Raw genomic sequence first — 12,025 nt, 5'->3', positions numbered from 1 at the left:
CTGGTCACTCCTCCGACGAAGGAGGGCGCGTGAGCGAGCGAAGCGAGCGAGCCATGAGCGCAGCGCCTCTGGTCACTCCTCCGACGAAGGAGGGCGCATGAGCGAGTCGCCTCCGATCCTCGCCCTGAAGGACGTCAGCAAGGCGTTCGGTGCGGTGCGGGCTCTGCAGGACGTCTCCCTGGAGCTATGGGGCGGAGAGATCCACGCGCTCGCCGGCGAGAACGGTGCGGGCAAGTCCACTCTCGTCAAGACCCTGGCGGGCGTGCACCGCCCTGACCAGGGCCAGGTGCTGCTGGACGGCCGCCCCGTCGAGTTCCACGGTCCCGGAGACGCACAGCAGGCCGGCGTCGCCGTGATCTACCAGGAGCCCACACTCTTCCCCGACCTGTCGGTCGCGGAGAACATCTTCATGGGCCGTCAGCCGCGTTCCCGGTTCGGCCGCATCGACCGCCGGGTCCTGCGGGCCGAGACGGCGAAGCTGTTCGACCGGCTGGGCGTGGCCCTCGACCCCGACCGGCCCGCGCGCGGCCTGTCCATCGCGGACCAGCAGATCGTGGAGATCGCCAAGGCGATCTCGCGGGACGCCCGCGTCCTCATCATGGACGAGCCGACGGCTGCGCTGTCCGGCAACGAGGTCGCGCGCCTGTTCACCGTCGCCCGCACCCTTCAGGACCAGGGCTGTGCGCTGCTGTTCATCTCGCACCGGCTGGAGGAGATCTTCGACCTCTGCCAGCGGGTGACGACGCTGCGCGACGGCCGCTACATCTCCACCGAGACCCTCGACGGGCTCACCGCCGACGACCTCGTCCAGCGGATGGTCGGCCGGGAGCTCGACACGCTGTACCCCAAGCAGGAGACCACGATCGGCGAGACGGTGCTGAAGGTCTCCCGGCTCACCCGGGAGGGCGTCTTCACCGACGTGTCCTTCGAGGTGCGGTCCGGCGAGATCGTCGCGCTGGCCGGCCTGGTCGGCGCGGGACGCAGCGAGGTGGCCCGCGCGGTCTTCGGCATCGACCGCTACGACGCCGGGACCGTCGAGGTCGGCAAGGTGCGGCTGGGGGGCGGCAGCCCGACCACCGCGATGTCGGCCGGGCTCGCCCTGGTGCCCGAGGACCGGCGCCAACAGGGTCTCGTCATGGACGGCACGATCGAGCGCAACATCGGCCTCACCCAGCTGCGCTCCCTGCGCCGCGGCCCGGTCATCTCCCGGAAGGTCGAACGCGACCGGGCGGCCGACTGGGCGATCCGGCTGCAACTGAAGTACGCCCGCCTCAGCGACGTCGTCGGCGTGCTGTCCGGCGGCAACCAGCAGAAGGTGGTCCTCGCCAAGTGGCTGTCCACCGAGCCGTCGGTGCTGATCATCGATGAGCCCACCCGCGGCATCGACGTCGGTACCAAGGCCGAGGTGCACCGGCTGCTGTCCGAGCTGGCCGGCGAGGGCCTCGCGGTACTGATGATCTCCTCGGACCTGCCGGAGGTGCTCGGCATGGCCGACCGGGTGCTGGTCATGCACGAGGGCCGGCTCACCGCCGAGATCCCCAGGGAAGAGGCCACCGAGGAGACCGTCATGGCCGCCGCGACCGGCCAGCCCCGACAGGAGGCCGCGTAAATGGCAGCGATCACTGCCGACACCGGCGGGCGCCGGTTCGTCGACACCGTCCTGCGCGCGCGGGAGCTGAGCATCCTCGCGGCGCTGATCGTCCTCGTCGCCGTGACGACGGCGGTGAACTCATCGTTCCTGTCGACGCAGGGCGTCAAGGACATCTTCCTCAACGCCTCGATCCTGGCGCTGCTGGCCGTCGGCCAGACGATGGTCGTGGTCACCCGCAACATCGACCTGTCGGTCGGGTCGGTGGTCGGGCTGGTGGCCTTCGCGTCCGGGAAGTTCGTCGCCGGGCACGACCGGGGCGTCCTGCTGGTGCTCGTCGTCGGCATGCTGATCGGCGCGGTCTGCGGCCTCGTCAACGGCGTGCTGGTCAGCTTCTTCAAGGTTCCGGCGCTGGTGGTGACGCTCGGCACGCTGTACGTCATCCAGGGCCTGGACTACTACTGGGCGCACGGCCAGCAGATCAACGCCGCCGACGTGCCCGCGTCACTGCTCGACCTGGGCAACGGCAGCGTGCTCGGCGTCCCCTACCTGCCGCTCATCACCGTGGTCGTGATGGTCGCGGTCGGGTACTACCTGCGGGCCTACCCGTCGGGCCGGGAGTTCTACGCCATCGGCTCGAACCCGGACGCCGCCCGGCTCGCCGGCATCGCGATCCGCAAGCGCGTCCTCACCGCCTACGTCGTCAGCGGCGTCCTCGCCGGGCTGGCCGGGGTGCTGTGGCTGGCCCGCTTCGGCACCGTCGTGGCGGACGCCGCGCACGGCTGGGAGCTGAAGGTCGTCTCCGCCGTCGTGGTCGGCGGCGTGGCGATCGTCGGCGGCCTCGGCAGCGTGTACGGCGCCGCACTCGGCGCGCTCCTGCTGACCACCATCGGCAGCGTCCTGGTGGTGCTGAAGGTGAACTCCTTCTGGCAGGACGCCATCGCCGGTCTGCTGCTGCTCCTCGCGATCAGCGTGGACCGCCTGCTCAGCCTGCGCGTCACCCGCGCGCTGCGAAGGAGGAACGCCCGCCATGGCGCCTGAAGCCCCCGCGAAGGCCCCCGCCGTGCCACCGCGCGCCGAGGCCCCCCGCCCGCTGACCCGGTTCGTCCGCTGGGACGTCATCGTCACCGCCCTGCTGATCGTCGTGTTCCTCGGCGGCGCGTTCGGCACCTCCGACTTCGCCACGAGCGACAACCTGTCCTTCGCGCTGGGCGACCTCAGCGAGATCGCGCTGATCGCGCTGCCGATGACCCTGCTGGTCGTGGCCGCCGAGGTGGACCTGTCCGTCGCGTCGGTGCTCGGCCTGTGCAGCGCGCTGTTCGGCGCGCTGTGGGACGCCGGCTGGGCGATCGAAATGATCATCCCCTTCCTCCTGGTGGTCGGCGTGGTCGCCGGGCTCATCAACGGCCTCCTCGTGACCCGGCTCGGACTGCCCTCGCTGGCCGTCACCATCGGCACGATGACCCTCTACCGGGGGCTCGCCTACGTCGTGCTGGGCACCAAGGCCGTCGCGGAGTTCCCGCAGAACTACGCGGACATGGCGACCAAGACGGTGCCGGGCACCCCGATCCCGTACCCCTTCGCGCTGTTCATCCTGCTCGCCATCGTGACCGCGATCGTCCTGCACGCCACCGGCCTGGGCCGCGCGCTGTTCGCGATCGGCGCCCAGGAGGAGGCGGCGTTCTTCGCCGGGATCCGGGTCAAGCGCATCAAGCTGCTGCTGTTCGTGGTCTCCGGGGTCGTGTCGGCGTTCGCCGGCGCGGTCTACACGCTCCGGTACGGCAGCGCCCGTGCCGACAACGGCCTCGGCCTGGAGCTCGCCGTCATCGCCTCGGTGCTGCTCGGCGGCGTCGACTTCGACGGCGGCAAGGGCACGCTCGGCGGCGTGGTCGCCGGCGTGCTGCTCATCGGCCTGCTCCGCAACCTGCTCATGCTCCGTGACGTCGCGACCGAGATCCAGTCGATCGTCACCGGCCTCCTCCTCATCGTCTCCGTGCTCACGCCGCGGATCGCGGCCACCGTACGCGAGGCACGACGACATCACCGCGGCCCCACCCCGTCCGCGTCCTCCTGAACCCCGCGGCACCCCGAACTTCTCCTTCTCCCCAGCGAACGACGAAAAGGAATCCCCCCATGACCAAGCGCCCCCTGGCGGCCGTGGCCATCGCCGCCGCCCTCGCCGTCGGCGCCGCCGCCTGCGGCGGTACGACGAAGAACTCCTCCGGCGACGACGCCAAGAGCGCCGCGACCAGCGGCGCGTCGGCGAACCCGAACGCGCCCCTCAAGAAGGGCCTCAAGCTCGCCTTCCTTCCCAAGCAGGTGAACAACCCGTACGAGACGATCGTCGACAACGCGGGCATCGACGGGGCCAAGGAGTTCGGCGGCACCGCCAAGGAGGTCGGCCCCTCCGACGCGTCGGCGTCCTCGCAGATCTCCTACATCAACACGCTGATCCAGCAGCGGATGGACTCGATCCTCATCGCGGCCAACGACCCGAACGCCGTCTGCGGCCCGCTCAAGCAGGCGATGTCCCGCAAGATCAAGGTGGTCGCGTACGACTCCGACGCCTCCAAGGACTGCCGCGACGTCTTCATCAACCAGGCCAGCTCCGAGGAGATCGGCCGTAGCGAGATCAAGCTCATGTCCGAGCTGATCGGCGGCAAAGGCAAGATCGCGATCCTGTCGGCGACGGCCAACGCCACCAACCAGAACACCTGGATCGAGTACATGAAGGACGAGCTGAAGAAGCCGGAGTACTCCGGCATCCAGCTCGTCAAGGTCGCCTACGGCGACGACGACGACCAGAAGTCCTTCCAGCAGACGCAGGGTCTGCTGCAGGCGTACCCGGACCTGAAGGGCATCATCGCCCCGACCACGGTCGGCATCGCCGCCGCGGCCCGCTACATCGACGGCTCGAAGTACAAGGGCAAGGTCGCGGTCTCCGGCCTCGGCACGCCGAACCAGATGCGCAAGTTCATCAAGGACGGCACGGTCGCCAAGTTCGAGCTGTGGGACCCGAAGAACCTGGGCTACCTCGCGTCGTACGCGGCCGCGGCCCTCGCCTCCGGCCAGATCACCGGCGCGGAGGGCGAGAAGTTCAAGGCCGGCAAGCTCGGCGAGCGCACGATCGGCAAGGACGGCGAGGTCATCCTCGGCCCGCCGACCGTCTTCGACAAGTCCAACATCGACAACTACAACTTCTAGGCGATCGGTGGCGGGGCCGCCGGACGCGGCCCCGCCCCCATCGCGGGAGGAGCCCCCGTGCAGCGCGTCTGTTTCCTGCTGAAGGTCAGGCAGGACCGGCTGGAGGAGTACCGCGAACGGCACGAGGCGGTGTGGCCGGACATGCTCACCGCCCTGCGCGCGGCCGGCTGGCGCAACTACAGCATCTTCCTGCGCGACGACGGGCTGCTCGTCGGCTACCTCGAGACCGATGACTTCGACGCGGCGCGCGCGGCCATGGAGAACACCGAGGTGAACGCCCGCTGGCAGGCGGACATGGCGCCGTTCTTCGAGGACCTCGACGGGCGCCCCGACGAGGGCATGGTGCCGCTCGCCGAAGTCTTCCATCTCGACTGACGATCGGGGATCACGAACAATGACAACCGACAGGACCCAGGTGAAGGCGGCACTGCGCGCACAGCGCATCGAGACGCCGTCGTGGGCGTACGGCAACTCCGGCACCCGCTTCAAGGTGTTCGCCCAGCAGGGCGTGCCGCGCACGCCGCAGGAGAAGATCGACGACGCGGCGCAGGTGCACCGCTACACCGGCGTCGCGCCGACCGTCGCGCTGCACATCCCCTGGGACAAGGTGGACGACTACGGCGCGCTGGCCGCGCACGCCCGTGAGCGCGGCGTCACGGTCGGCGCGATCAACACGAACGTCTTCCAGGACGACGACTACATGCTGGGCAGCGTCACCAACCCGGACCCGAAGGTGCGGGAGAAGGCGCTGAAGCACCTGCTCGAGTGCGTCGACATCATGGACGAGACGGGCTCGCGCGACCTGAAACTGTGGTTCTCCGACGGCACCAACTACCCCGGCCAGGACGACATCCGCGCCCGGCAGGACCGCCTCGCCGAGGCCCTGGCCGCGGTGTACGAGCGGCTCGGCGACGACCAGCGGTTCCTGCTGGAGTACAAGCTGTTCGAGCCGGCCTTCTACACCACCGACCTGCCGGACTGGGGCACGTCGTACGCGCACTGCCTCAAGCTCGGCCCGAAGGCCCAGGTGGTCGTCGACACCGGGCACCACGCGCCCGGCACGAACATCGAGTTCATCGTGGCGTTCCTGCTGCGTGAGGGCAAGCTCGGCGGCTTCGACTTCAACTCCCGCTTCTACGCCGACGACGACCTGATGGTGGGCGCCGCCGACCCGTTCCAGCTCTTCCGGATCATGCACGAGGTGATCCAGGGCGGCGGATTCACCGACGAGATCGCGTTCATGCTCGACCAGTGCCACAACATCGAGCCGAAGATCCCCGGCCAGATCCGCTCGGTGCTGAACGTGCAGGAGGCCACGGCCAAGGCCCTGCTGGTCGACGTCGAGGCGCTGCGCGAGGCGCAGCAGGCCGGCGACGTGCTCGGCGCCAACGCCGTGTTCATGGACGCCTACAACACCGACGTCCGGCCGCTGCTCGCCGAACTGCGCGAGGAGATGGGCCTGGACCCGGACCCGATGGCGGCCTACGCCCGGTCCGGCTACTTCGAGAAGATCCGCGACGAACGCAAGGACGGCCAGGCGGCCGGCTGGGGAGCGTGACCTGATGCCCGAAACATCGATCGTGGTCGACCAGAGCCGGCACGACGCCGCCGGCCGTCCGGGCTGCCGGCTTCCAGGCCGGCGCGGAGCGGGAAGGCAGGGAGCGCGATGAAGCGTTTGGCAGCGGTCGTGGTCGCCGGCGCGGTACTGGCCGCGACGGCGCCGGCGGCGCACGCCGACACCGGGCTGCGCGTGTCGAACCTGGAGACCGAGCACGCGACGAACCCGCTCGCGGTCGCGGCGGCCAAGCCCCGGCTGGGCTGGCTGCTCACCTCCGCCGAGCGCGGCCAGCGGCAGACCGCGTACCGGATCGAGGTGAGCCTGGGCGGCCACCGCGTCTGGGACTCCGGCAAGGTCGCCGACGCGCGGAGCTACGACGTGGCGTACGGGGGGCCGGCGCTGCGGCCCGCCACCCGGTACACCTGGCGTGTCCGTGTCGCCGACGCGCACGGCCACTGGTCGGCGTGGAGCCGCACCGCCTGGTTCGAGACCGCGTTCACCGGCTGGCACGCGTCGTGGATCGGCGCTCCCGCGCAGGACGCCCGCACCCCGGACCTGACTGGGACGAACTGGATCTGGTACCCCGAGGGGGACCCGGCGAGCAGCGCCCCCGCCGGCATTCGCTACTTCCGGCGCACCTTCGACCTCGCGAGCGTGCCGGCCGGGTCCCGGCTGGTGATGACCGGCGACGACGGCTTCACCGCCTGGGTGAACGGCACCGAGGTGGGCGGCCGTGAGCCGGAGCCGACCGCGGAGAACTGGCGCCACCCCATCGTCGTGGACGTCACCGACAAGCTCCGCGCCGGGGCGAACACCATCGCCGTCGCCGACACCAACGGCAAGGTCAGCGCGGCCGGGCTGCTCGGCCGGCTCGAACTGGGCGACAAGAAGATCGACACGGACGGCTCGTGGAAGGTCACCGACAAGGAGCCGGCGGGCGACTGGAAGACGGCCGGTTTCGACGACTCGGCATGGCAGCCGGCGAAGGTGCTCACCGCCTGGGGCGGAGCGCCGTGGGGCAAGGTCTACGCCGAAGAGCCCACGCTGCCGGAACCACTGCTGCGCAAGGACTTCACCGTCGGGCACAAGAAGATCGCCAGTGCCCGCCTCTACGCCGCCGCCGGCGGCTATGAGGAACTGAGCCTCAACGGCCGGAAGGTCGGCGACGAGGTCCTCGAACCCGGCTTCACGCGGTACGACAAGCGCGTCGAGTTCGTCACCCGCGACGTCACCAAGATGCTGCGCCGCGGCGGCAACACCGTCGGCGCCCGCCTCGGCCGCGGCTTCTACGGCATCACCCAGCAGAATGCCTGGAACTGGCAGCAGGCGCCGTGGCACGGCGAGCCGAGACTGCTCGCGCAGCTCGTCATCACCTACGCCGACGGCAGCACGCAGACCGTGGCCAGCGACGGCACCTGGCAGTACGCCCAGGGCCCGGTGCGCTTCGACTCGCTGTACGGCGGCGAGACCTTCGATGCCCGCGCCGACCGGCCCGGCTGGAACACCCCCGGCTACGACGCCGGGACCTGGCAGCGGGCCGAGACGCTGCCCGCACCCGCCGGCACCGTGGTGCCGGAGGAACACGAGCCGATCCGCGTCACCGACACCATCAGGCCCGTCTCGGTCACCAGTCCCAAGCCGGACACGTACGTGGTGAAGCTGCCGGCCGTCATCGCGGGCTGGGCGCGCATCCGCGTACACGGCCAGGCCGGCACCACGGTGACCATGAAGTACGGCGAGAAGCTCAACGCCGACGGCACCGTCAACTCCGCCAACGGCTTCGTCACCGGGCAGTCCCAGACCGACCAGTACACGCTGTCGGGCAAGGGCGTCGAGACGTGGGAGCCCCGCTACACCTACAAGGGCTTCCAGTACGTCCAGGTCACCGGCTGGCCGGGCACGCTGACCGCCGACGACATCGACGGCCGCGAGGTCCACTCGGACGTACGCTCGGTCGGCTCGTTCGACAGCAGCAACGCGCTGTTCGACCGGCTGCACCAGATGACCCGGCAGACGGTGCTGAACAACTGGTACGGCATCCCCACCGACACGCCGCTGTACGAGAAGAACGGCTGGACCGGTGACGCCCAGCTGATGGCGGCGACCGACTCGTTCGAGTTCGACCTGCGGCGGCTCTACGAGAAGTGGATGACCGACCACCGCGACAGCCAGGGCGAGGACGGGCTGATCCCCGGCATCGTGCCGGACAACGGCTGGGGTCAGGGGTACTACGGGCAGGCCCCGCCGTGGCACGCGTCGTTCACGATGATCCCCTGGCTCATGTACGAGCGGTACGGGGACCGGGACGCCCTGTCGGCCGACTACGCGGCGATGGGCCGGTACATGGACGCCTGGCTCGGCAAGTCCTCCAACGGCATCTACCCGAGTTCGCTCAACGACTACCTCGCGCCCGGGTACGAGGGGAACAGCCCCGAGGATCCCAAGCTGGCCGGCACGGCGTACACGTACGCGAACACCCTCGCGGTGGCGAACGCCGCCGAGGTGCTCGGCCGGACCGCCGACGCCGCGCGGTACCGCGCGGCGGCCGACAAGATCCGTACCGCGTTCAACGACACGTTCCTGCGCGGTGACGCGTACGTGACGAGCACCGACCCCGGCTACCGGCAGACGAACGCGCTGCTGCCGCTGGCCTTCGGGATGGTGCCGGCGGCGTCGGAGAAGGCGGTCACCGACCGGCTCGTCCGCGACATCACCGAGCGCGGCGACCACCTCAACACCGGGGCGCTGGGCACCAAGTTCCTGCTCACCGAGCTGACGAAGCGCGGGCAGGGAGAGCTCGCCTACCGCGTCGCGGACCAGCAGACCTACCCCGGCTGGGGCTACTGGGTCGCGAACGGCGCGACCACGCTGTGGGAGCGCTGGGACCTCGACGCGCGTTCCCACGACCACGTCTTCCTCGGCGGCGCGATCGACGAGTGGTTCTTCACGGACCTGGCCGGCATCGCGCCCGCCACGCCCGGCTACGACCGGATCACCATCGCGCCGAAGCCGCTCGGCGACCTGACGTACGTCGACGCGTCGACCCGCACGCCACACGGCCAGGTGGCCGTGCACTGGAAGCGCGCCGGCGGCGCGCTCACCCTCCGCGTGGAGGTGCCCGTCGGGGCGACCGCGCAGGTGACCGTTCCCGGCACCGGCCGGGTCGGCCCGCCGCCCGGGGCCCGGCCGCTGGACGGCCGGCGGTACGAGGTCGGCTCAGGTTCCTATCAGTTCCAGGTGAGGAGCGTTCGATGACGGGCAACCCGCCCGAGGTTCAGCAGTTGCTCGAGCGTTCGCACGCGCTCGGGTCCGATCCGCGCAACACGAACTACGCCGGCGGCAACGCGTCCGCCAAGGGCGTCACCGCCGACCCGGTGACCGGTGGTGACGTCGAGTTGATGTGGGTGAAGGGCTCGGGCGGCGACCTCGGCACGCTGAAGGAGTCGGGCCTGGCGGTGCTGCGCCTGGACCGGCTGCGCGCCCTGGTGAACGTCTACCCGGGCGTCGAGCGCGAGGACGAGATGGTCGCCGCGTTCGACTTCTGCCTGCACGGCAAGGGAGGCGCGGCGCCGTCGATCGACACGGCCATGCACGGCCTGGTCGACGCCGCGCACGTCGACCACCTGCACCCGGACTCCGGGATCGCGATCGCGACCGCCGCCGACGGCGAGGAGCTGACCCGCCGGATCTTCGGCGACCGCGTCGTGTGGGTGCCGTGGCGGCGGCCGGGCTTCCAGCTCGGCCTCGACATCGCGGCGATCAAGAACGACAACCCGCAGGCCATCGGCTGCGTCCTCGGCGGCCACGGCGTCACCGCGTGGGGCGCCACGAGCGAGGAGTGCCAGGCCAACTCCCTCGACATCATCCGTACCGCCGAGGCGTACATCGCCGAGCACGGCCGGCCCGACCCGTTCGGCGACGTCATTCACAGGACGCTGCCGGAGGCCGAGCGGCACGAGCGCGCCGCCGCGCTGTTCCCGCTGATCCGCGGGCTGGCCTCGACGGACCGGCCGCAGGTCGGGCACTACACCGACTCGCCGGAGGTCCTGGACTTCGTGGCGCGGGCCGAGCACCCGCGGCTCGCCGCGCTCGGCACCTCCTGCCCCGACCACTTCCTGCGCACCAAGGTCCGGCCGCTCGTCCTCGACCTGCCGCCGACCGCTCCGCTGGAGGACGTCAAGGCCCGGCTGCGCGAGCTGCACGAGGCGTACCGGGAGGAGTACCGCGCCTACTACGAGCGGTACGCCACCGAGGACTCCCCGGCGATGCGCGGCGCGGACCCCGCGATCGTGCTGGTCCCCGGCGTCGGCATGTTCAGCTTCGGCAAGGACAAGCAGACCGCCCGGGTCGCCGGCGAGTTCTACGTCAACGCGATCAACGTGATGCGCGGCGCCGAGGCGCTGTCCACCTACGCCCCGATCGCCGAGTCGGAGAAGTTCCGCATCGAGTACTGGGAGCTGGAGGAGGCCAAGCTGCGGCGCATGCCGAAGCCGAAGCCCCTCGCCACGCGCGTCGCGTTCGTGACCGGCGGCGGTTCGGGCATCGGCGCGGCCACCGCGTACCGGCTGGCCGCCGAGGGCGCGTGCGTCGTCGTCGCCGACCGCGACGCCGCCGCGGCCGAGAAGGTCGCCGCGAGTATCACCCAACCAACCGACCCCGACCGACCTCCCGTGCTCGGCGCCTCCGCGCTGCGGGCCTCGGATGTCGCGGTCGCGGTGGCCGTGGACGTCACCGACGAGGAGGGGATCGCCGCCGCGCTGCGCGACGCGGTCCTGGCCTTCGGCGGCGTCGACCTGGTCGTCAACAACGCCGGGCTGTCGCTGTCCAAGCCGCTGCTCGACACGACGGTCGCGGACTGGGACCTGCAGCACGACGTCATGGCGCGCGGCTCGTTCCTCGTCTCGCGCGAGGCCGCCCGCGTGATGATCGAGCAGGCCATGGGCGGCGACATCGTCTACGTCGCCTCGAAGAACTCCATCTTCGCCGGGCCGAACAACATCGCCTACAGCGCGGCAAAGGCCGACCAGGCGCACCAGGTGCGCCTGCTGGCCGCCGAGCTCGGCGAGCACGGCATCCGCGTCAACGGGATCAACCCCGACGGCGTGGTGCGCGGTTCCGGCATCTTCGCCGGCGGCTGGGGCGCCAAGCGCGCGGCCGTCTACGGGGTGCCGGAGGAGAAGCTCGGCGAGTACTACGCCCAGCGAACCCTGCTCAAGCGCGAGGTGCTGCCGGAGCACGTCGCGAACGCGGTCTTCGCCCTCACCGGCGGGGACCTGACCCACACCACGGGGCTGCACGTGCCCGTGGACGCCGGAGTGGCCGCGGCCTTCCTCCGCTGACCGACCGGGTGCGGGGCGGCACCGCCACCGGCCGCCCCGCACACCACCCTCCGCCCATCTCTCCGCCCGTCACCGACTCCCACCGCCGCCCGCCGCACGTGGCTCTCGCGTGCCGTCTTCGTCTTCCACCATGCCGTCCGCGCCGCGGCGACCACCGCGCGTGCGACCGACCCCATCCCGATCGACGGCCGCCGGCGCTTCGACCGCCGCGGCTGACAGACCGGCGGGGGGGGGGGGGGCCCCCCCCCCCCCGCCCCCCCCCCCCCCCCCCCCCCCCCCCCCCCCCCCACCCCCCCCCCGCCCCCCCCCCCCCCCCCCCCCGGGGGGGGGGCCGGC

General features: G+C 71.2%; 8 protein-coding genes. All 8 read left to right on the top strand.

The features are described 5' to 3' along the window. Positions 1-97: 97 nt before the first annotated feature. The 8 genes from AB0K82_RS31205 (at position 98) to AB0K82_RS31170 (ending at position 11,689) form a co-directional block, all read left to right on the top strand. Positions 98-1,609 (top strand): sugar ABC transporter ATP-binding protein, encoded by a 1,512-nt coding sequence (locus AB0K82_RS31205; RefSeq protein WP_364403945.1) that lies wholly within the window; start codon positions 98-100, stop codon positions 1,607-1,609. Further along, a complete protein-coding gene (locus AB0K82_RS31200; protein ID WP_364403943.1) occupies positions 1,610-2,629 on the top strand; it encodes an ABC transporter permease in 1,020 nt (339 codons plus the stop codon). Beyond that, a complete protein-coding gene (locus AB0K82_RS31195; protein WP_364403941.1) occupies positions 2,619-3,662 on the top strand; it encodes an ABC transporter permease in 1,044 nt (347 codons plus the stop codon). Before AB0K82_RS31200 ends, AB0K82_RS31195 begins: the two co-directional genes overlap by 11 nt. Positions 3,663-3,721: 59 nt before the next feature. Beyond that, positions 3,722-4,792: a rhamnose ABC transporter substrate-binding protein gene (gene rhaS / locus AB0K82_RS31190; RefSeq protein WP_364403939.1), complete on the top strand. Its 1,071-nt coding sequence runs from the start codon at positions 3,722-3,724 to the stop codon at positions 4,790-4,792. Positions 4,793-4,849: 57 nt separating this feature from the next. Beyond that, positions 4,850-5,167: an L-rhamnose mutarotase gene (locus AB0K82_RS31185; RefSeq protein ID WP_364403938.1), complete on the top strand. Its 318-nt coding sequence runs from the start codon at positions 4,850-4,852 to the stop codon at positions 5,165-5,167. A gap of 19 nt (positions 5,168-5,186) precedes the next feature. Then, positions 5,187-6,350, top strand: coding sequence for an L-rhamnose isomerase (rhaI, locus tag AB0K82_RS31180; protein WP_364403936.1), 1,164 nt, complete (start codon positions 5,187-5,189; stop codon positions 6,348-6,350). A 108-nt stretch (positions 6,351-6,458) separates the two neighbouring features. Beyond that, entirely contained in the window at positions 6,459-9,605 is a 3,147-nt protein-coding gene (locus AB0K82_RS31175) for a family 78 glycoside hydrolase catalytic domain (RefSeq protein ID WP_364403934.1), read from the top strand. Further along, entirely contained in the window at positions 9,602-11,689 is a 2,088-nt protein-coding gene (locus tag AB0K82_RS31170) for a bifunctional aldolase/short-chain dehydrogenase (protein ID WP_364403932.1), read from the top strand. Before AB0K82_RS31175 ends, AB0K82_RS31170 begins: the two co-directional genes overlap by 4 nt. Positions 11,690-12,025: the final 336 nt, after the last annotated feature.

The organism is Actinoallomurus sp. NPDC052274 (assembly GCF_040679475.1).
GTDB lineage: Bacteria > Actinomycetota > Actinomycetes > Streptosporangiales > Streptosporangiaceae > Actinoallomurus > Actinoallomurus liliacearum.
The sequence above is the reverse complement of the archived record's forward strand: the minus strand, read 5'-3'. Positions and strand labels throughout refer to the sequence as shown.

Bases quoted from the DNA above. Each gene is read 5' to 3' on its own strand.
- AB0K82_RS31205 (WP_364403945.1), top strand. From the start codon at position 98: ATGAGCGAGTCGCCTCCGATCCTCGCCCTGAAGGACGTCAGCAAGGCG.
- AB0K82_RS31200 (WP_364403943.1), top strand. From the start codon at position 1,610: ATGGCAGCGATCACTGCCGACACCGGCGGGCGCCGGTTCGTCGACACC.
- AB0K82_RS31195 (WP_364403941.1), top strand. From the start codon at position 2,619: ATGGCGCCTGAAGCCCCCGCGAAGGCCCCCGCCGTGCCACCGCGCGCC.
- rhaS (WP_364403939.1), top strand. From the start codon at position 3,722: ATGACCAAGCGCCCCCTGGCGGCCGTGGCCATCGCCGCCGCCCTCGCC.
- rhaI (WP_364403936.1), top strand. From the start codon at position 5,187: ATGACAACCGACAGGACCCAGGTGAAGGCGGCACTGCGCGCACAGCGC.
- AB0K82_RS31175 (WP_364403934.1), top strand. From the start codon at position 6,459: ATGAAGCGTTTGGCAGCGGTCGTGGTCGCCGGCGCGGTACTGGCCGCG.
- AB0K82_RS31170 (WP_364403932.1), top strand. From the start codon at position 9,602: ATGACGGGCAACCCGCCCGAGGTTCAGCAGTTGCTCGAGCGTTCGCAC.